The 21694-nt window shown below is 33.6% G+C and carries 21 protein-coding genes; 20 read left to right on the top strand and 1 reads right to left on the bottom strand.

Annotated elements, in window-relative coordinates; all coding sequences use genetic code 11:
- The first annotated feature begins 289 nt into the window (after nt 1-289).
- From PUH65_RS13785 to PUH65_RS13775, 3 genes are all read left to right on the top strand, one after another.
- The gene (locus PUH65_RS13785; RefSeq protein ID WP_305520778.1) at nt 290-1081 is read left to right on the top strand and encodes an AraC family transcriptional regulator; all 792 of its coding nucleotides are present in this window, start codon (nt 290-292) and stop codon (nt 1079-1081) included.
- Between the two features lie 83 nt (nt 1082-1164).
- A complete protein-coding gene (locus PUH65_RS13780) occupies nt 1165-2613 on the top strand; it encodes a serine hydrolase (protein WP_305520777.1) in 1449 nt (482 codons plus the stop codon).
- Nucleotides 2614-2682: 69 nt separating this feature from the next.
- A complete protein-coding gene (locus PUH65_RS13775; RefSeq protein WP_305520776.1) occupies nt 2683-3084 on the top strand; it encodes a hypothetical protein in 402 nt (133 codons plus the stop codon).
- 709 nt (nt 3085-3793) lie between these two features.
- Here the strand turns inward: PUH65_RS13775 and PUH65_RS13770 are convergent.
- Nucleotides 3794-5944: an outer membrane beta-barrel protein gene (locus PUH65_RS13770; protein WP_305520775.1), complete on the bottom strand. Its 2151-nt coding sequence runs from the start codon at nt 5942-5944 to the stop codon at nt 3794-3796.
- Between the two features lie 793 nt (nt 5945-6737).
- Between PUH65_RS13770 and PUH65_RS13765 the strand changes: the two genes are divergently transcribed.
- The 17 genes from PUH65_RS13765 (at nt 6738) to traN (ending at nt 21687) form a co-directional block, all read left to right on the top strand.
- On the top strand, nt 6738-7532 hold the full coding sequence (locus tag PUH65_RS13765) for a hypothetical protein (protein WP_305520774.1): 795 nt from the start codon (nt 6738-6740) through the stop codon (nt 7530-7532).
- A 132-nt stretch (nt 7533-7664) separates the two neighbouring features.
- Nucleotides 7665-7928 carry a hypothetical protein gene (locus PUH65_RS13760; RefSeq protein WP_305520773.1) on the top strand — a complete coding sequence of 88 codons (264 nt, stop codon included), beginning with the start codon at nt 7665-7667 and terminating at the stop codon, nt 7926-7928.
- Nucleotides 7925-9418, top strand: a complete 1494-nt coding sequence (locus tag PUH65_RS13755) for a relaxase/mobilization nuclease domain-containing protein (protein ID WP_305520772.1) — start codon at nt 7925-7927, stop codon at nt 9416-9418. The genes PUH65_RS13760 and PUH65_RS13755 overlap by 4 nt, the downstream gene beginning before the upstream one ends.
- Before the next feature lie 11 nt (nt 9419-9429).
- The gene (locus tag PUH65_RS13750) at nt 9430-10080 is read left to right on the top strand and encodes a ParA family protein (RefSeq protein ID WP_305520771.1); all 651 of its coding nucleotides are present in this window, start codon (nt 9430-9432) and stop codon (nt 10078-10080) included.
- 40 nt (nt 10081-10120) lie between these two features.
- A complete protein-coding gene (locus PUH65_RS13745; protein ID WP_305520770.1) occupies nt 10121-10663 on the top strand; it encodes a hypothetical protein in 543 nt (180 codons plus the stop codon).
- Between the two features lie 62 nt (nt 10664-10725).
- Nucleotides 10726-11019 (top strand): DUF4134 family protein, encoded by a 294-nt coding sequence (locus PUH65_RS13740; protein WP_305520769.1) that lies wholly within the window; start codon nt 10726-10728, stop codon nt 11017-11019.
- Nucleotides 11020-11096: 77 nt separating this feature from the next.
- A complete protein-coding gene (locus PUH65_RS13735; RefSeq protein ID WP_370692048.1) occupies nt 11097-11315 on the top strand; it encodes a hypothetical protein in 219 nt (72 codons plus the stop codon).
- Nucleotides 11316-11407: 92 nt separating this feature from the next.
- Nucleotides 11408-14473, top strand: coding sequence for a TraG family conjugative transposon ATPase (locus PUH65_RS13730; RefSeq protein WP_305520767.1), 3066 nt, complete (start codon nt 11408-11410; stop codon nt 14471-14473).
- Entirely contained in the window at nt 14460-15116 is a 657-nt protein-coding gene (locus tag PUH65_RS13725) for a hypothetical protein (RefSeq protein ID WP_305520766.1), read from the top strand. The genes PUH65_RS13730 and PUH65_RS13725 overlap by 14 nt, the downstream gene beginning before the upstream one ends.
- Before the next feature lie 16 nt (nt 15117-15132).
- Nucleotides 15133-15810, top strand: coding sequence for a hypothetical protein (locus PUH65_RS13720; protein WP_305520765.1), 678 nt, complete (start codon nt 15133-15135; stop codon nt 15808-15810).
- 9 nt (nt 15811-15819) lie between these two features.
- Complete coding sequence (locus tag PUH65_RS13715; protein WP_305520764.1) at nt 15820-16494, top strand: hypothetical protein; 675 nt, start codon at nt 15820-15822, stop codon at nt 16492-16494.
- A gap of 35 nt (nt 16495-16529) precedes the next feature.
- A complete protein-coding gene (locus tag PUH65_RS13710) occupies nt 16530-17354 on the top strand; it encodes a hypothetical protein (RefSeq protein WP_305520763.1) in 825 nt (274 codons plus the stop codon).
- A 3-nt stretch (nt 17355-17357) separates the two neighbouring features.
- Complete coding sequence (locus PUH65_RS13705; protein WP_305520762.1) at nt 17358-18581, top strand: type IV secretion system protein; 1224 nt, start codon at nt 17358-17360, stop codon at nt 18579-18581.
- Between the two features lie 51 nt (nt 18582-18632).
- Nucleotides 18633-19247 carry a conjugative transposon protein TraK gene (traK, locus tag PUH65_RS13700; protein ID WP_305520761.1) on the top strand — a complete coding sequence of 205 codons (615 nt, stop codon included), beginning with the start codon at nt 18633-18635 and terminating at the stop codon, nt 19245-19247.
- Nucleotides 19247-19612 (top strand): hypothetical protein, encoded by a 366-nt coding sequence (locus PUH65_RS13695; protein WP_305520760.1) that lies wholly within the window; start codon nt 19247-19249, stop codon nt 19610-19612. Before traK ends, PUH65_RS13695 begins: the two co-directional genes overlap by 1 nt.
- Nucleotides 19602-20825, top strand: a complete 1224-nt coding sequence (gene traM, locus PUH65_RS13690; RefSeq protein WP_305520759.1) for a conjugative transposon protein TraM — start codon at nt 19602-19604, stop codon at nt 20823-20825. The genes PUH65_RS13695 and traM overlap by 11 nt, the downstream gene beginning before the upstream one ends.
- Nucleotides 20818-21687, top strand: a complete 870-nt coding sequence (gene traN, locus PUH65_RS13685) for a conjugative transposon protein TraN (RefSeq protein WP_305520758.1) — start codon at nt 20818-20820, stop codon at nt 21685-21687. The genes traM and traN overlap by 8 nt, the downstream gene beginning before the upstream one ends.
- Nucleotides 21688-21694 lie beyond the last annotated feature (7 nt).

Raw genomic sequence — 21694 nt, 5'->3', positions numbered from 1 at the left:
ACATAGATTGCGACACTAAATTGGCACATAAGAGTTTAATTTTTCTTCAAAACCATAAATAAGCCCTGTAGTAGAGAGCACAAAACCTTAATTTTAACATAGGAAACAAGAACATAAAATTTATGATCCTGCTTTTAAGACAAAAGCTATTCTTTTAAGTAATGAAAGAAACAATATCTCGGAGTTGGCTCGAGAACTCGGCATTAAAGTGGAGTTTAAAAATAGTTATGACTGCAGAAAACAACTTAAAATTGCCAACTAAATAGTAATTTAGCGGGATAAAAACTATATGCAAGTTTTAGAAAAGGGATTTTATACAGGGAAAATAATGCGGCAGATGCGCAATAATGGTATCTTTATTAATACTGTACAGTACGCATTAGAGGATCCCAACCCAGGCGACCACTATCATTTAAATCCGCATATTTGCTTTCTGCTCCTAGGAAGCGACAAGGAAAAAAGACATGGCAAAGTTTATGCACGAAATGGAGGAGATATTTTCTTTTACCGGGCAGGTGAAGCCCATGAAACAGTTGAAAGAAATCATCTCGTTAAGAGCATTGTAATTGAATTAGACAGCTCATTTATAAATAAATATGATTTAACAGAATCACAGTTGGAGCTTGCTATTACAAATACCCATAAGCTGAAGTTTACCTTGCTAAAAACATTAAAAGAGTTAGAATATAACGAGAGTTGCAATGCCAATTTATCTATTGAAATGCTATTACTAAATTTATTCTCGCAGACAAAGATTTTAAATACTGCGCCTCAATGGTTATTAAAAGTGAAAGCTTATTTACATGATAATTGGAATAATACAGTATCGTTAGAAGAATTGGCAATCATTGCAAATGTTCACCCGGTTACTATTTCTACTTATTTTTCAAAATTTCATGAGGAAACATTGAGCGAATACATGAGAAAGATAAAAATAGAACATAGTCTTTCACTTATTAAAAACTCAGCTATTTCTTTAACTGAAATCGCCTATAGTTGTGGATTTGCTGATCAAAGTCATTTTGTACGATGTTTTAAACATTGCACAGGTTTATTACCAAAAGAATTTAGAAAACTTTAATTTAAGCCTACATTAATTTTATTCTATTTTAGGAAGTAACATGCATATAATTTTGTAGGCACATTAAAAATCTATTGTACAATATGCTTCCAAAAACTCTACCAAAATGCAAAATAGTTTGTGTTATATTAATTTTATTAAGCTTAACCGCAACCACATCAGGTCAGTCGTTAAATACTCATAAACTGGAACAGTATATGGCTGCAGCCATAAAACATGACTATTTCAGTGGTTCTATTTTAATATCAAAAAATGGAAAAACCGTTTACAGCAAAGGATACGGTATGGCTAACTTTGAGCACCAAGTACCCAATAAGATAAATACGGTATTTCTAATAGGATCAATTGTGAAGCAATTTACCGCTGTGTCAATAATGCAACTTGTTGAGCAAGGGAAACTGAACCTGGACGACTCACTTACTATGTATATAACTAATTGTCCGAATGCATGGAAACCGGTCACCATTCGTAATCTCCTTACACACACGTCGGGTATTATGAATTATTCGAGGCTTGCCGATTGGGACGAGGTACATAGCATAAAACCTAATACGCTTATAGATGTAATAAATTTAGTGCGAAACGAGCCATTATTGTTTGCGCCAGGCGAGAGGTTTAACTATTCAAATACAAATTTTGATTTATTAGCAATAATAATAGAAAGATTAACCAGTATGCCATTTGGAATCTACTTGGAAAAAAATATTTTCAACCCGTTGGGCATGAAGCACACTGGCCCTGTAAACCCAAGGCTTGTAATTTTTCATCGTGCGTCAGGATATTATACCAAGTTGAACAAATATGTAAATGCCCCTTACGAGAACCTTGATTATGTGATGGGATCTGGTTCAATGATATCAACAGTATCAGATTTACAGCTTTGGAGCCAGGCATTATTCACTAACAAATTAATATCAAAAAAAAACTTATCCGAAATGTTTACACCCTTTAAAAGCAATTATGGATATGGAACTGAGACGGGAAAATTGTTTGACAAAAGTACTGTTGGACATTCCGGAAGTCAAAACGGATTTTCGACTCAGCTCTTAATTATACCAGAAGATACTATTACCATAATAGTGTTGAGCAATAGCGACAAAGCATCTGCCGGAAGAATAGCCAAAAACTTAGCGTCGATCATGCTCAATAAACCCTACAAAATCCCTACAGCAAACACATTTGAAATGCTTTCAGTTGCTTACGAAAAGGGAGGTGTAATACCTACTTTACAACTTTGTAACGAACTCAAAAAGCTTGAGGGAGAAAATTTTGATGAAGAAGAGGCACTGAGTAATTTGGGTGGCGACTTGTTAGATTTAAAAAAAGTAAAAGACGCCATTAGCATATTTACCGATCTCGTTGAAAAAAAGCCAAACTCCTCTTACGCCCATGATTATTTGGGTACCGCCTACCTACAAGATAAAAATTACAGTTCAGCTCTGAAATATTTTAAGAAAGCACTTGAATTAGATGCGTCGAATAAATATGCTAAAAAAGGAATTCAAGAAGTAGAGGAAGCAATGAAAAATTAAAACTATTTTTAAAAAAATATATTTGATTAAAAAAGCGCCTTACACAATTGCAAGCTTTACCGCTTCTTAATGTCTTTTGTGCTTTTTGTAAATAAAACAACGGCAAATCGTTTGCTCGGAGATGCTGTTAGCATTACTTCATTAGATTTTACTGATCAAATAATGTCTCAAATATTAGAAACAAAAAAAGCAAAAATTTATAGATATAAACCACCGATTTCAAAATTTGTATTTGCTGGTATTTTTATCACTGTCATGGCTTTTATAATTTATTTTTATATAAATGGAAATGTGAAGTCGGAAAACTTTACAACTAGTTTAGATATTTCGAGAGATTACCTAGTTGACTTTAAACCGTTATTTAGTTTCTCAAAAATTATTGTATATATAGCTATTAGTGCAGTAGGTACGCTGTTCTTACAAATTTTGCTTTTAAGAAGACATTTTGAAAATCAATTTAAAAACTTCTAATCATTTTCTTTAAATGGGTTTCAATTTTTAATTTCACAATTTTTTTTAAAAAATTTAAAATGTCAGAAAATAACTTATTACTTTAACTTGCATAATTTTAAATTTAGAATTTTAGTATTTCAAATCACAATCAATAATTTTAAAGTAAAATATTTTGCGCCAAATTGTAGCAATAGAATTTTATTTCTGCTACAAAACCTATCTATTTGTGCATAAAACCTCACGCCAAAATAATAGAATCAGCAAGCCTAAAAAATGACGATGCAGCATCATCCATAATCATTCAGTTTGTTGATGATAAAGAGGATCAAACTTTACAGTTTTCTGCTATGATTTCGATCCTTACTATACCAAAATAAGAAAGTTGGACATCTGGGAACTATTAATCAAATGGATAATTGAAATACCTACGCAGCCTAAAACTGTAGTCAAATCTTATTTGCAGACTTGATTTATACGAACGATTTTCTTGTGCATCGAATCGGGGAGTAGACGAATAATAAAAATAAAAATGGCAGATCATCCTTAGTTATTTCTGTTGTGCAGATTTTATTATTTTTCTAATTCTATAAAATTACAATAGAAAAATGGAGTACTACTTTATTGGAGAGCCCAAAACTCTTTAAAGGTTTGCACACTTAGTTCTCCTCTAAAATGTGTATGCACAATTTGAATGATCAATAAGAGAATTAGAGATGTAGTTATCATCTTATTTGGCACCACCTGAATCTTTCTCTATATTGGTTTTAGTATTTTCTTTTACTTTTTGATTCCCAAATCTTTTTACCAATGAGAAAGATACTCCATACCAGTCGGACGCGTAATTGTTTCGAAACTGGCCGATCGGGGTATAAGTAGTATTGTCAAAATTAGGTTTCACGATGAAGTTGTTGAGCCGCACTGTAGCTTCCATTTGCAACAATGGAAATATTTTAGTGGCAGACACATTATGAAAAACATTTTGTCCATTGGAAACAGAATTTCCATTGCTCTGACTATAAACTCCCACCCAAGCATTGAGATTTATATTCTTGCCGAACAAGTTGGTGTATGACATGTTTGTAGAACCGCTTATATTGGTAATATAGCTGTCATTTTTCAGATCATTTTTTTTATTGAAATCGCTACTGTCTGCATATTCAACTCCAACATTTAAATTCACACTCAACTTATTTTTCAAAAAAGTCTGGTTCGTACTGAAGCTCGCTGACAGACGTTCAATCCTTCCATCAAAATTGGTAGGCATTCTAATTGTTTTCTCATCTTCAATAAAATAAGAAGACCAATAATCATGATTGCTGAAAAAATAGTTTGCCGATAGGAAATATTTCTTTTTGATTCCTAATTTTAGTCCGAAACGGTCACTCGGATTTGCCTGTAAATCTAAATTGCCACGGTAAAAAACGCCGTCGTCTCCTGGTAAAAGAAATGGATTAAATTCTGCGAAATAGGGTCTCCAAATAGAATGATTGTAGGTGGCAGTCAAATTGTAATTATCAGAAAATGCATATTTTAAAAGCAGATCCGGAAGCAATGTACTATAGGACTCAGTCCGTTCGACATTCCCAACATCTTGTCTGATTTTGTATGCTAGGTGCTCAAATCGAAGCCCTATTCTTGTCTCCAGTTTTTTAAAATAGGTCTTGCTGAAATTGATGTACAAAGAATTCAAATTGTCGGTGTACTGAAAATCATTCGTTCTTGATCCGTCATTGATCCATTGACCATCAGCAAGACTTAAATATCGGTAAGGGATTACGTTGTTTTTAAAATTTGATTTTCCACCAAATTCTAATTGACCTCCGTTTTCACCAATAGGTTGTGAATAATCAATCTTCAAATAGTATTCTCGATCCTGCTTCTTAGCCAATATTCTGCTGCCATCTGGTATTGATGTAGTGTAGAAATTTGATAATTGTTCATTAAAGTCATCCGACTGTCTGTAATTGATACCTACGTTAACATCTAAAATTTTATTTTTTACCTTATCATAATACTTATAAAATAAGTTAGTTCCTAAATTTTGATAATCTCCAATTGCATTATTGGTTTTTGTATACGAATCCTCAAACGCTCCATTGAGGTAATTACTGCCAAAAGAATCGCTGTCTGTAAAACGCTTCGATTTTCTAAAATCGAAAATTAAGCCGACATTGTTTTTTTCGTCAATCTCTATTTCTGAAGTGCTTGACAGAGATGGACTTCGGCTTAAGGAGATGCTTTTAGAATTAAAAAGCTCAATTTTATTGTTGTCATAAAACAAGTATTCAGCGTCACTGCTATAAGTGCTGGTATTTTCGCCATAACCCCCAGTTAAATTCTGCGTAAAATTCTTTTTATGGTAATTAATATTGAGGTTAGAATATTGCGAATTCCTAGACGCCTGACTGCTTGTAAAACTAGCGCTTCCTTTGAGACCCTCATTTTCTAATTTCTTTAATACAATATTGATCACTTGGCCGGTCGTTTCGTATTTGGCAGAAGGACTTGTAATGACCTCGATCTTCATGAGATTGTCCGCGGGAATGGTATTCAGATACTCTTTTAAATCTTTCCCAGTAAAAACAGTTTTACGGTCGTTGATGTAAACGGTAACGCTTTGACCTTCAGATTTAACTACATCATCATTGTCAATGCTTACTAGTGGTGTCATTCTAAGAACATCCCAAGTCGTATTTCCTGATAAAATTGAACTGTTCGCAACATTAAAGATAGTTCGGTCTACTTTGTTTTCCACCGTAGGTTTTCTCGCAATTAATTGAACTGCTTCAATGTTTTTCACCTTCATGGTATCTTTATCGGTCTGAGCTAAATAATAGGAAGAGCTTAAAGTAAGTGCTGTAACAAGTAGATTTTTCATGCAATAGGTTATAGTTTTTATAAGACAGCAGTAAGTATAATTTTATTACCTCTGTTTTTAGATTCTACCATAAGTATGCTTTTACACGACTAAGTTACATAGTGAGAGAGGGTGGATACGTTAATTATTAGTTAAAATTATCTAAGTATTTTAAGGGAAGAATTTAAGAATAGCTTTTAATTCTTTTTTTGCAAACATTGATAAAGATTTTAATAGTTCAAGTTTTAAGAGTGAAAGGTGCGATTCCTTTTTTAGTATATGATCGCAAGATGTACTTCCCAAAGGACATGTGTAAAATGAACCCAGGTACCTGGGTAAAATAAACACAAACCAATTCCAGAACCTGTGTAAAATAGTAACAGCACCTGCGTAAAATAAGTACTGGTTTGCAAACAACCTGCGTAAAATAGGGCTATCCCAATTTCTTTTCTTTTTTAGAAGCAATACTTTCTAACTTTATATAAATCAATAATTTATCAATCATATAAATTGTTTTTCAGAACTCTTAAAAATAAACCGGTTTTGAATAGCAAGATGTGTCTTTGTACCCACAACTTTTCAAGTTGAAGTACAAAGACGAATCTTGCCTTTTTGCAAAAGGGGAAAAAACTTCGGAACTCGTTTTTTTTAATGGAAATGTAGGAAGAGGCCAGAATAACCCAGATTACTCTTTTTTAGCCTTTTTATTTCAAATCAGAATCCAGATTAATCGCTTTTAGCCCAAACCATTGATACAGTGTTGTTTCGTATGTTTTGATTACTCAATTTTGTCCTGTAATTAAAAATCAGAAATATGGATCGACTAATTTATTTCCTTTTCTTCTTACTAACTCTTTCATTAAAAGGGCAGGTAGGAGTAAATACACAAAACCCAGAAACGACTTTTGAAGTTGTCGGAAAACCAGATGACTTAAACCACTATGATGGCATTATTCCCCCAAGAATTACTGGTGATCAACTAGCATCAAAATTATATACATCTACAAAGAAAGGAGCTATCGTCTTTATTACCTCACCACCCAGCAATATTACCGAGCAAGTTAGTAACGTTGTATTACCAGGTGTTTATTTTTTTGATGGTAGAGAGTGGCAGCCGTTAGCAAAGGAAGCAGATCCAGTAGAATATCGAATTTCATTAATATTTAATGCTGAAAGCACTGATTCGCTAAAAATCACTTCAACTTGGAATGAACCAGTAGATTACTACGGAAACAATAATAGAGAATATTTGGTTTCTCTAAAATCATATAGTTTAGGCACTAAAAATTATGCTGGTCTTAAAGGAGCTATTATTTTTAGTAAGATGAAAGGTTTTACTAACGTTAATTTTCAAATTCACCGGTCAACTGATTCGAGTACAATAACGGGAAAAATTACGATCAACATTACTTCAATATTAAATGATATCGGTTATTATCCGAACCAAATTGTTTTACTCCACACTGAAAACTCGACGGATTTTTTTCCGGCACTATTAGAAAATAACACCATTCAAATCTCGCAAGCATCTTTAGACAAAATGTCGACAGAATATTATACACGGGGAGAAGTGCAAGGACTTGCTAGGATTAGGAAGCCGAGCTCTTAATTTTTAAATGTATAAATGATTTTCCTAGAATAAATAATGTAAAAATTGAGCAAGGATGTTAACATAAAATTTAGGATCGATAATCTTAAAAAGTCAAAATGGAAAATGGTATGTCGCGAAAGACATATTTCAATGACCGATTTAATTATAGATTCTGTAGAAAATAGGATTTTCGATAATGAAAGGAAAGACGTTCTGGCATTCATGGAAAAGCAAGATAATATATTTATAAAAATACAGACCAATATTAACCAAGTAGCCAGAATTGCAAACGGACAGAAATCTATAAGTGATGTCGAATTGGAAAAATTTACGAGTATGATAATACAATTGACAATACTTAAAAAAGAGCAAAATAGAATTTTTGAAAAGATTTATTCAGTGCTTGCGAAATGATCGTTAAAATAATGCCGGCGGCAGGTTCGAGTTTTCCCGGAGTAAATTACAACGAAAAAAAGATAAAGGGTGGAAAAGGAGAATTGATGATGATGAAAAACTTTCCTTCTTTCATTAATAGATCAAGCGGTCAGCAGCAAGTGAGAAATTATCTGAGAGCAATTTCAGTAGGTAACAAAAAGATAATCAAACCTCAATTTCATGCGATGATTTCGACAAAATTTAAGGAACATTCCAAAGGAGAACTTACCGAAATCGCAGAAAACTTCATGACCGAAATGGGATATGGAAAACAGCCTTTCATAGTCGTTTTTCACAATGATACCGATCATAACCATGTTCACATTAATTCGACAAGAGTGGATAAGACAAGTGGAAAAAAGATTAACGATAGTTTCGAAAAACTAAAATCACAGAAAGCATTAAGTAGAACACTTGAAAAACTGTACGATCTTAAACCCGATGAAGAACTTGAAAAATTACTGAACTATAAAGTGAGCACGATTAAGCAACTGGAAACGCTCCTTGAAAGAAGTCATTTTATTTTGATTAAAAAGGAGGATGATAATTCCTTTGATGTCTTAAAGAACGGAGTGACCAGAAAGACGATTAATTTCAACAATATAAATTTTGGGAAGAACAAGAATGACAGCAGGAAAAACCAGATAACAGCAATCCTATTGAAGTATAAAGATATCTATTCAACCAAGGTGTTTAAGGTTGAAGACAGGAGAAAACAAAAATCAGTATTACCTACAACAAAAAATATATTTGGAGATAGTGAATTGAAAATAAAGTTAGAATTTGAAAGTGAACTGCAGCAGAAACTGAGACAGTTATTTGGAATAGACCTCGTGTTTCATCATAAGGATAATCATCAACCATTTGGATATTCGTTGATCGATCATAAATCCAGGAAAGTCTATAAAGGAAGTGAGGTATTAAAAATGAGTGAACTATTTGAGTTTACCGAAGAGAAAGTTGATAAGCGACTTTTCGAAGTGTTAAAAGATTTTACGATTCCGAACAAAGAATCAAAATTGATTTTACTGGAAATTTTTAATAGAAATAATCCGGAAGCGAAGCTGCAAGATTTTATGCTTTTTGAAAACAGAGTTAAGAAAGATCTTGAAACTTATAGAGAAATCAAGAGCGAAGTTAGAGATCATTTAAGAATTAATAAAGACAAAAAGATTGATGAAGATAGCGTTTCGATTATAAAAAGTGGGAGTGGTGAAATCTATGCTGTTAGCACAAAACATCATTTTGTTGGTGAATTGCAGAGTTTGATAGGAGAGAAAGAATATCGGGGATTTTTAAATTCAGAAATGGGATGCGGTGAAAAATCAAGATTACAATCCGAAAAAAATTCCAGAGGAGAGGTGATGAAAGCAGTAGATGAAATGCTATTTGAAATAATGAAGAATTCTGGAACCGCAAAAGATCCCGGCGAAAACGAACTCAAAAGGAAAAGAAAAAAACGGAAATAATAAAACTACCAATGATAATCACTTTTGCAACTCAAAAAGGAGGTACCGGAAAAACGACACTTGCAATCACTTTTGCAAATTACATTTCGACAATCTCTAAAAGGAAAATAAATGTTTTCGATTTTGATTATCAAAAGTCATTTTATCAGAAATGGAAAGAGGATGAATTATTGGATCTGCCCAAATTATATGATGTTGAAATTATAGGCGATGAAGTGGAGCAACCTTTTTCAGATTTCGAAACGATACTGGATTTAAAAGATAATGATGATATCAACCTATTTGATCTTGCCGGAACGCTCGATGCAAAATACAGTGATCTCTTGATTTATAGTGATTTTATCATCATTCCATTTGAGTATTCCGATGTTTCTGCAAAATCAACGTTGGTGTTTGTCAATTTTTTAGGAATGCTGGAAAGTCAGGCAGAAAGAGTCTTCATTCGCTCAAAATATGATAAAGGTTATAAATATCTTAATCAGGAAGGAATGGATGCTGAAATTACAAAATACGGAACACTCATCAAAAGTCCGGTGTTTAAGAGAAACTGTCTGCAAACCATCAATACCAGACAACTGAACTATGAACAGAAATATGCGGTTAGAAATTCATTTAATGAACTAATTACTTATATCAATGAAACCCTGGATACCAATATTTAATCCCATCATTCACTTCCAATCTTTAGAAAAATTATTGAATATGACAAAATTCCTAATCATCCTACTCGCGCTCTACATCCTCTACTATATCGGAAATATGGTGTACGATCTTTTCGTGAAAAAGGAATCTACTTTAGTTACTGAGGAAATTGATGTCTTTTCGCTGGTAGAATTTGAAGAACAAAATAGAGATGCAGTAACAACCGTCGGAATAGAAGATGTAGAAAATCTGAATACGCCGAAATCATTTAACAAAAAAGAGTTTCCAATAGATACTGAAATTTCAGAAGAAAGAGAAGATATAGAAGTTTGGAGACGAAGATTTGAATCGGAGCAGAATATAGATTCTTTTGATTTGGATGCTGTAGAAAGCGAAGTCGTGCACAATGTTATTGATGATGTAACTCCGATAGAAAATAATGAGCCAGAGCTGATGGATCAAGTAAGTACCGAAGACCCAAACCAGATTCTTCGCAAAATTAACAAAAAGCAATGGTACCAAATGTTGAATGATGCAGAAAGCACAGTGCAAATGATTTCGAATACAAATGGTCATAAAGTCTATCAGGCAGCAGGATTTTAAAAACACAAAATTAAACCTTAAATATTTTAAAAAAGATGAATCAAAATTTGAAAAAACACAAAATGATGAAAAGAAGTTTGACTGCTTTTGTAGTCCTCTTTTCCTTGAGTACTGCGTTTGCGCAATCTGGTGGAAGTGCTGCACTGGGTGCAGCCGCAACTACAATTTCAGGATATATCAATGACCTTGGATTACTGATTTATGCTATTGGTGCTATTGTAGGAACGGTTGGTGGAATCAGAATTTATAACAAATGGACGAACGGTGACCAGGACATCAACAAAGAGATTGTTGGTTGGGGCGGCGCTTGTATTTTCCTGCTGTTAGTTCCAACCTTCATTGCGGCAATATTCTAGTGGGGTACTTTCTTTATAAGGGGCTTAAAAAACCCCTTATATTTTTCGGTCTGAAAGACAAGTATATCTACTATGCAATGGGTTCAGCCGTCGGCGGACTGGTCATTATCGCAATTCTGTCTTCATTATTCGGGCTTTTTGGAATGCTCATCGGAGGAGCAATGGGCGGAACCGGTATTTTTCTGAGTTATAAAACACAGGATTCTAAAGGGCTTTACAACAAAACAAAAAATGAAGAAGAATTACACATCATGCCTATTAAATTCAAAAATGCAAAACTTTTAGCTAAAAAGTAGAATATGAAATCGCCCTTGTCAAATTTGAATGCAAACTCCGATTGACCTTGAGACGATAATATATGACCTTTCAAAAAAATAAATATCTTCCTATGAAACTAAAGAAAAAAACATTTGAGATTCCTTTTATCGGTTACGATTATGGGAAAGATAACAAATGGAATTTTGATGCGCTTATTGGACAGTTTGGAAATCCAATTATTGGAATTCAAATCAAAAATAATGTGGAACAATATTCGGCAGATCCAGATGCCTATCTTCAATTTCATACTATTTTGAACCAAGTTGTTTCAATCATTGGTGAAAATCATATCGTACAGAAAATTGATATTTTTAGCAAAAAAGAATATGTTGCTGAAAAATCTACGGAATTTCTTCAGAACAAATATTCAGAACATTTTGATGGAAGACTGTTTAAAACAATAGACACGCTTTTACTTTTCACAGACATTGTAGATCAAAATTCAAAGAAGAATACTTATAAATATTCCGCAAAATCTTACAAAGTTCTGCGTGATAAGTGTCTGAAGATATTCATGCTGCTATCTCAGAACGAATGCGATCCGCAATTTCTGAAAGAGAAGGATTTAGATTACTACATCAACGGTGTTCTTACCATGAACTTTACCAAAACACCTTCATTTAATAATATCAAAGCAACGAGTGAACATTTGATTATTGGAGATAAATTCGTAAAAACTATCAGTTTTGTAGATGTAGAAAAAATTGAATTGCCTTCGGAAATTGAGACTTATTCCTATTTAGGTGGAAATGGTTCTGCATCGGAAACTGCGGTAGATAATTTTTCTTTTATCAATGAACTGGAAGACTATAAAACAGTTATTTATAATCAAATTATTTCTATACAACAGCAAGCACCGAAGCAACGGGAATTAGAAAAAAAGAAGAAAAAACACGAAGGTGTAGCCAATAATTCCCCGTCAAATGCCATTGTTGCAGAAGAAATAGATGAACTGTTACACCATATTGCAATGGACGGTCAACTCATCGTAGACGCTCATTTTTCAATATGCTATTCCACAGATTCCTTGGAGAAAATGGAAGAAACCCAATCCTTGATTGAGAATAAATTGTTCATGAAAGGAATTATTGTTTCGCAAAATTCCTACAATCAATTAGAGCTTTTTCGCTGTTGTATTCCCGGAAATGCCGTGGAATTAAAATCCTATGATCTTTTTACAACGACAAGCGAAGCGGCGCTTTGTTTTTTTTTTAAAGAAAGTTATCCCTTGAACGAAGATTCTAATTTCTATCTGCGATTTACTGATAGACAAGGCGTTCCACTAAAAATAGATCCTTCAGATTTACCAATGAAAACCGGCAGAATAAATAACAGAAATAAGTTTGTACTTGGTCCGTCCGGTTCTGGTAAATCTTTCCTGATGAATAATATCGTGGAGCAATACCTCACTTATAATTATGATGTCATCATTGTAGATACGGGAGATTCTTATTCTGGTTTGTGCGCTTATAAGGGGGGAAGATACATTCAATACACCGAAGAAAAGCCAATCACGATGAATCCTTTTTTAATGGATAAAGAAGAATTCAACATTGAAAAAATAGAATTTCTAACCAACCTTATTTTCTTGATTTGGCAAGGTGCAGAGGCTTCGATGAGTTCCACTCAAAAATCCATTTTAGATAATGTTTTAATGTCTTATTACCATCAGTTTTTTAAGGGTGGAAGTGAGTGGTTTAAAGATAAAAGTTCTGATGAACTGTTTCAATATTTGAAAAAATATAATATTCACGAAGAAGATATTCAGGCGGAATATGAAAATGAAGTAAAAGAAAATCAAACCTATTACGACATTTTGGAAATTATGTTTGATGCAAGTCCGAAAGACATTCGAGAGAAAGGACGGAAATTAATTCAGTTGTATCATCCAGATAAAAATTCCAATGATCCTGATTATGATTCATCAAAATTTTTTAAAGTTTTTGAAGCTTATGAAACTTTAAATGATGAAGTGAGAAGAAAGATCTATGACGAATCTCAACTCATTATTACCAAGACAAAATCCATTATTAAACGCCCTGAAAACAGTGATGAATGGCAATATGCAATTAGGAATGCATTAATAAAAAGAATCATAGAATTGGAGGAAAAACTATCTGTTTCGGAATTATCGTTCAATAGTTTTTATGAATATTGCGATCAATTCTTACCAATTTATTTAAATAATAAAAAGCATAAAATTGATGAAAATGAATTTAAACTTCGCACATTTTTATTTGTTTTAAAAGACTTTTATAAAGGTGGAAGATATGGAACAACATTGAACGAAAATGCGGACAGTACCTTGTTTGATGAACCTTTCATCGTTTTTGAAATCGACAATGTAAAAGATAATCCAAAATTATTTCCAATCGTAACGCTCATCATCATGGATACCTTCATCCAGAAAATGCGTTTGCGGAAAGACAGAAGGAAAGCATTAATTATTGAAGAAGCGTGGAAAGCAATTGCTTCTAAATTAATGGGAGGATATATCTTATATCTGTACAAAACGGTGCGAAAATTCTGGGGAGAAGCCGTTGTGGTTACGCAGGAACTAGATGACATTATAGGAAATACGGTAGTAAAAGATTCTATCATTAATAATTCTGACACGTTTATCCTTCTCGATCAAACTAAATTCAAAGATAATTTTGATAAAATCGCATCTCTTCTTTCCCTTAATAAAGTGGAGCAAAATAAAATTTTCACCATTAATAATTTGAATAACAAATTCGGAAGAAGTCGTTTCAAAGAATTTTACATCAAGCGAGGTTCTAAAGGAGAAGTGTATGGAAATGAAGTTTCACTAGAGCAATATCTAACCTACACCACAGAAAAGCCCGAAAAAATCGCCATTGAATATTACGCAGATCATTCTGATAATTATGATGAAGCACTTCAATTATTTGTAAAGGATTTTTCAATTCTTGATGATAAGATGGAAAATATGGTCGGCTTGGTTAATCTTTACAAACAGCCATTGGATCGTGAAGTAATTGATTACTACAAAAACTTAAAGGTCCAGTATAACGATCAAAATATTCTAAAAATAATAGATCAGGAACTCATCGACAGACAAATCAATTTTAAAGAACTCGTTGAATCTAAAAAATTTGAATATGAAAAAGTTTAGTATCACCGTATTGTTATTTGCGGGAAGTTTTGCGCTTGCTCAAAACATTTATATTGACGTAACAACCACACTCGCTCTCAAATTATATTCTGATAATTTAGAAAATCAGCAGGAAAAAACCTTGGAGCAGCAGACCAAATTACAGCAGGCTCAAACTTGGGTTAGTACTCAAATGACTGTTGCAAACAATATTCAAAATAAAGTATTAAAAGGTTTAAATGAAGTATCCGGAACTTTAAAAAATGGAGTACAGGTGGTGAGTATCTATAATGAGTTAGACCGATGTTTACAATATTCAAGCGATATTTTAGAATTGACAAGTGACAAACCTCAATTCGCAGTTTTTGGTGTTAAGGCAACCCAAAAAGCTTATGAGCAAGTGATAAAACTGTCGACTGATGTTACGGACTTATTAAAGCCTGGAGAATTAAATCTTGCGACAGCAGGTGATCGGTACAAATTACTTTTTTCAGTTTCACAAAATGTTACGATGCTTAAAATCTGGTTGCTTGCTACAAAACTAAATATTGAGCGGGCAATCAGACTGGGTTGGTTTCAATCAATCAATCCTTTTCAAGGCTACATCAATACGGATATGAGCATCGTGCAAAATATCATGTGGACGTATAAGAATCGATTTTAAAATTAAAACTCATGCCATGAAAAATAGATTGATCCTTTCCATTTTTTTACCTGCAGTTTATGTGGTTTTGACTTCTTCCGGTGGAAACACAACTCCGCCCTGGCAAAAAGAGAATGTGTCGTTTCCAATGATGAATCAAGAAATTCGTCACACCATGGAAGAAAACGACCGACAAAAAACGATGAAAAATCGACAGGATATCAATTTGGCCGCTGAAGTGGTTAACAAAAAGGAGTGGGAAAAATTTAAAGAAACCACGACCAAAATTCAAGAGAGATTACGATTGGTAGATTTTGCCATGCAAGCCATTCCAACAGGTTATGCCATTTTTTTGGAAAGTCAGAAAATTCAGGACATCCAAGAAAAAATTATTACAGAAATCCAAACTGCGCCTTATTCGTTAGTTGTTGTTCTGCCTGCCGAAATCAGGTTTATAGATGATATGCAAATGGTGGTAAGATTACTTTCTGGTATCGTGATTTCGTACGGCGCGATCAATCAAATGGAAAAAGCAGAAAGAAAAATCTTACTAGAATACGCTTTGGCAGAAGTAACGAATTTGAGAAGAGACGCTCTTTTTATGTTAATGAAAGTAAGAGATATTAAACGCAAAGTTGAATGGACAAGATTTGTAATCCTTAATTACATTAATAAAGATAAGCAGATTGTAGAACAGATCATCAGTCATTTTTAAATCGATTTTATGAAAAAAATATTACTCTTTTCCATAATTGTTTCCATTGCTTTTTTAAAGTTGAACGCTCAAACTGTTGTCTATAATGATAAACTACTAATTCAATTAACCAAAAACCAAGCAGTGCGTTTGGCGAGCAATGAATCTTATTTAAACTCCTATGAAAAACAGAAGAAAACGTATGATGAAATCAATCAAAAGTTAGCACAAATCGTTGCCATTCAAAATTTCATTTATGACAAACTTACCAATGTAAATGCTGCAATAAGGCAGGGAAAACAATTGTATTATTTGTCAAAAACCTTTGGCCAAATCGGCGTCAATGCAAATGATGTCTTGTCTCTCACTGCACAACATCCTGAATATGCCATATTATTGAATAGATTTTACATCGGTGCAGCGCAGGAGCTTTTGAAAATGCAATCAGAACTAACGAATGATATTCTGCATGAAGAAAATGATTTTTTAATGGATCCTTATGACAGACAAGTATTGATTCAAAACCTATCGACGAAAGCACAAATGATTAATGGCTACTTGATATGTATAAAAATCAGGTTGAAAAATGCTAGAAAAACGCCTTACATCTACCAAATTCCGACCATCAATACTTATGTCAATTTAGATAGAATGATCGTGAAAGGAATTATAGAAAAGTACAAATTTATTCTGTCTGTAGATTAAAAAATGCACAGCAATTTATATAAAATCTAAACACGATGATGAAAAAAAAATTTATTCAGGCACTTTTATTAATGATTTTTTCCGGCAGTATAGGTTCTGTCTTCGGACAGGTAAAAAGACTAAACGATCCGTCAATTGTTGCACACAATAAGAGAATGGTCTTCGAATCATGGGGGGATTTTCGTCCGTATCCGAAATATACATTAGGGATTCAAACCAATTTTGCCTATGCCACTGTCTGGGGCTGGTTATCTCCTGCAAGAAACAGAAATTATAAAAACGGAGCCGATATTCGTCCTTTGAAACCAACGGGACTGGAAGTTCAGAGACTTGTAGAATTAGAATTTCAAAGGGCGGAAGCGGCAAGAATTAAAGTACAGGTAGATACTTTGTACACTAGAAATGTTCAGGATTTAGCACACTGGACTTCAGCAACTGTAGCTGCAGATCCTCTTTGGTTGCTCTATTATAAAAAAATGCTAAAACCTTTAACTGACTTTTCAGAGAATCCTCAAAATTATGTTAAGTGGCATTTAAAGGATGATAAAACTTATCAGAATATGTTGGCAAACGGAGGTATTGCACACCTCGAAAAAGAATTAGCACTGCTAAAAGATCATTACAAAAATTCACGCACGATGGACATGCCTCGTGGAAAACGATTTCTGATGTACCATGAAACTCTAATCGGTTGGAGAAGGTTTGCGAATCAGTTAAGAGTATTCGACCAGAAAAACAATTTATTTCTGGACTATAAAAAACTTTTGACAACATCAAGAACAAAATTAGGATCTGATTGGAATCCGGTAGATCTACAAATTGCGCAAAAAATAATGATTGAATACCATAATAAATTTTAAATCATGAAAAAATATTTAACCTTAATAATCTGTCTTGTCTTATTTCTTTTGCCAACGGTTGCATTTGGACAAACTGGAGATACTGAAAGTTACAGCAAACTGCTGCAATTTTTAAAAGGTGACGGTGCGTTTGAAAAATGGTTTATGGAAGCCTTCACCAAACTCGACACGACAATGGCGGCACAATCTGCGGGTGCCGTAATGTTGGGTCAGGCAATTGGTGGTTTTGGAGCATTGTGTTATATGGGTTATCTCGGTTGGCAAATGCAGGAAGGTGCAAGACCGTGGGAAGTGACGCCAATGATTCGTCCTACCATCGTCGCTTTTATTCTAATGTATTGGGGTGCTTTCACCAGCATGATTCAATATCCGCTACAATCTCTTGCAGAACCTGGAATTGCGCTATTTCAAGATATAGAGAAAGACGCAAATGATTTACGAGTTGAACGGTTTAAAAAGCAAAATCAAATTTTAGAAATATTAATCAAAACACAGGCAGAGGAAGAAGCGAAACAGGAAACTTTAGATAAACTGGAGAAAAAAGGAGATGACAGTTGGTTTGATATCGATGTAGATAAATTGCTCGCACCAGCAAAAGAATGGTACATGAAGATGGAATTTAAGATTCAAAAAACATTGGCTGAAATTATCGAAGCGGTTTCTTTAACCATTCTTCGCGTATGCACCTATCTCATCTTCTTCATCCAGAAAATATGGAGTTATGTATTGCTAGTTTTGGGGCCTATAGCGGTCGGAATGTCCCTAATTCCGGGATTTGAAAATTCATTTAATAATTGGGTCACCAAATTCATCAATATTAATCTTTACAGTTTTATCACTTATACCGTAATTAATATTGGTCAACAACTCATTATGTCTGGCTATCAAATGGAATTGGATCGATATGCTCTTATTATCGATTCTGGAGGTGTTGCAGATATGAACACCCTTCGGGTCTATGTACAAAATAGTGGAATGATGTACACCGCGCTTTTTCCATGTGTTGCTTACATCATCACCGGAATTGGAATTTTGATGGTTCCATCTATTGCTGATTCAATTGTTTCCGCAGGCGGTGCTGGAATTATGAGTAAAGGTAAAGCAGCAGGAGGAACGGTTGCAAGCGTCGGAAGAGCAGCAACGGCGGCGGCAGTAGGAGGAGCAGCGGGCGCCGTAACGGCTGCGAGAGAAATTGCAAAATCAGTAAATAAAATGAATAAAAAATAGGATTAAAATCAAATTCTTCAAACTTATTATCTAATCAGAAATCACTTTAAAATGCTTGTAAAAAATATAGAACAAAAGATCAAAATCAATAAAGTGGTGTCCATAGCATCGATTCTATTTGCGGTATTGATTGTAATTGCAGGATTTGTTTTCGCCTATAAACTCGTCCAGGATTCCAGAAAATCACTATATGTACTTGATAATGGGGTCCCAATTTTAGTGAAACAGACCGATGACCTTTTAAATAGACCAGTTGAATACAAATCTCAAATTGAACTGTTTCATCGATTATTTTTCACGCTAGCACCGGATGACAGATACATAAAAGAAAATGTTGAAAAATCTCTTTATCTCATTGATGACAGCGGTAAGAAGGAATACACCAATTTGAGAGAGAAAGGTTTTTACAATCAGATCATCTCAGGAAACTCTTTGGTGACAGTGCGTAATGATTCTATCAAAATGGATGTACCCAACAAAAAATTCATCTATTACGGTACTCAAATGATCAATAGAAAAAATACTTTAATAATTAGAAAATTAATTACGGAAGGAAATTTTGAAGATATGATCAGAAGTCCTAATAATCCGCATGGAGTATTATTAAGAAACTGGAGGATTTTAGATAACAGTGAATTGTCAAACAAAGCAAAATCAAATTACTAATGTTTACAGCAAAATATAATTTAACGAAGAAAAATCTTCTTCGGTTAAAAGAGTGGATATATCACCATCCAAAGAAAGTGTACCGATACGTAATGGTTACACTGGTAATTTCTTTCGGGTTGATTTTTATTCAATATCACTTTTTAACGCCCAAACTATCGATAGGTAATAAAATTCCAACAATGTATTCTGAAAGTGATCAGGTTAGAGCGGAAATGGATAAAAGCGACCAAAAAATGAATGGGATTGTAAAGGAACTTCAGTCATTAAAGAAGAAAAGAGAAAGTGGTCCATTGTCAAAAAATGACAGCCTTCGAATAGAATATTTGTTCAACCAATATCAAACTTTAAAAAATGGATTTTAAGAAAATTAATTTTAAACAACCCAAATATATTTTTCCACTGATACTTTTGCCGGTTATTTTATTTCTCGGGTTTCAGACTACAAAATATATAGATAAAGAGAAACAGCCAGAAAAAGTATCGCAAGACCTATCTCTAAATTTGGGTGAAACGCAGGACTCTATTCTTTCTAAAAATGCCGCTTACGACGATTTATTTCAAAGAGGAGACGGACGCTCTATGCTAGACGGCATTGATAAAGACGAAGACAGTTTGCAGAATTATTCTGATAATCTGGATCGCGACCAGAAGCGGTATATCGATTCGCTGAAAATTGTGCGAAGTCTTAATAGCCGTGCAAATGGGAATGCAGAAAATGAATCCTATTACAGACAAAAATCTCAAAGAAATTCAGACGATAAAGATTTTCAACGTTCAGCGGAAATGATGCGAATGCTGAACAATCAGAGTAATGGAAATGATATTAATGGAAGTAGTAGTTCAGCCACTCAAAATGATTTCCGATCAGGCAAAAACGAGGTTGAAAATGATCCTGTTAAAATGTTGAAAAAGCAAATGCTCATGATGGATTCATTAGAGAAAGCAAAAAATCCGGAATATCAGTCAGCCCTTGCTGCAGAGAATAAATTGAAAAGAAATAAAGAAAAAATGACTGCCTTTCTTAATTCGACATTAAGGGTAGATAAATCTTCACTTAATCCAAGTTTCAATTCGATCGCAAAGAAAGACGGTGATAATTTTATTAAAGCAGTTATAGATGAAAATACCAAAGGCTATTTGGGAAGTAGGATTCGATTTAGATTACTTGAAGAAATAAATGTAGGAAAGCACAAAATAAATAAAGGAGCAATCCTGTACGGACAGATTTCCGGTTTTTCTATGCAAAGGGTAAATCTAAATGTGATTTCAATTTTGAAAGACGGAAATATTTTACCGGTAAATCTTTCTGTTTTTGATATGGATGGAATGCAGGGACTTTATGTGCCCCAAAGCGACTTCCGGGAAATGCTTCGTGAAATGGGTAGTAATTCTGTCCAAGGAACTCAAATGGATAGTGGAGGAGAGAGTTTTTTCACGAGCCTTTTTTCCAGTTTATTCAGTTCTACTTCGAAAACGATTTCCAATATGATCCGCCAAAATAAAGCAAAACTTAAATACAACTCTTACATCTATCTGATCAATGACAAAGAACTTAAAAAAAATAACGATGATTAAAAATTTAATAAATAACATGATTTGCGGGATATTTCTTTTTTCTTCCGCATCAACTTTTGCTCAAACTGAAACACCGGAAAAAAGGGTTACAGATCTTACCAACCTGGAAATTTCAAAGGGAATTAGTCTTCATATTATTTCACCGGAATCAATACAGTTTGTTGATCTGTCCACTAATAATTTAACTGGTGATTTACCGGCAGACAATATTGCAAGAATTAAAATAACTGAGTTGTCAGATTCAGATTCAATTGCAAGCAAAAAAATTATCGATCTCAATGATTTGGGTGTGATTACAATTGTTTGCCAATCTTTTATGGCACAATACAAAATAAACTATCTGGATTTTGAAAGGAAAGCAGTTACAAACATTCAAATTCAGCCGGAAGATATGCAACCTTTAGAATATCCAAAATTGGCATTTTCAACTACAGAATTGCAAAAGTTTTCACTAGATATTTTGCGAAAAAAAATGGTAGGTAAACCGATTCGTGAGGTGAAAAATTTAAAATTGAAGATGCAAATTAACAACGTGTATGTGGTTAATGATTATATCTTTTTGGATATGACTTTTTTAAATTCCACCAATCTGGGATATGATATAGATGCAATAAAATTTTCTGTGGAAGACAAGAAAATATATAAAGCAACAAACAACCAAAGTATTGCACTTGAGCCTGTCTATCAATTATACCGTCAAAAGGAATTCAAGAAAAATTACCGCAATATTTATGTGTTTAAAAAATTCACCTATCCAAATAGTAAGGTGATGAAGATCCGTTTGCTGGAAGAACAACTGTCTGGCAGAGCCATAGAAATGAAAGTCAAGTATTCAGATATTTTAGATGCTGATACTTTTTAATAATTAA

It is taken from the genome of Kaistella sp. SH40-3, assembly GCF_030686865.1.
Lineage (GTDB): Bacteria > Bacteroidota > Bacteroidia > Flavobacteriales > Weeksellaceae > Kaistella.
This window is presented reverse-complemented; position numbering and strand designations above follow the sequence as displayed.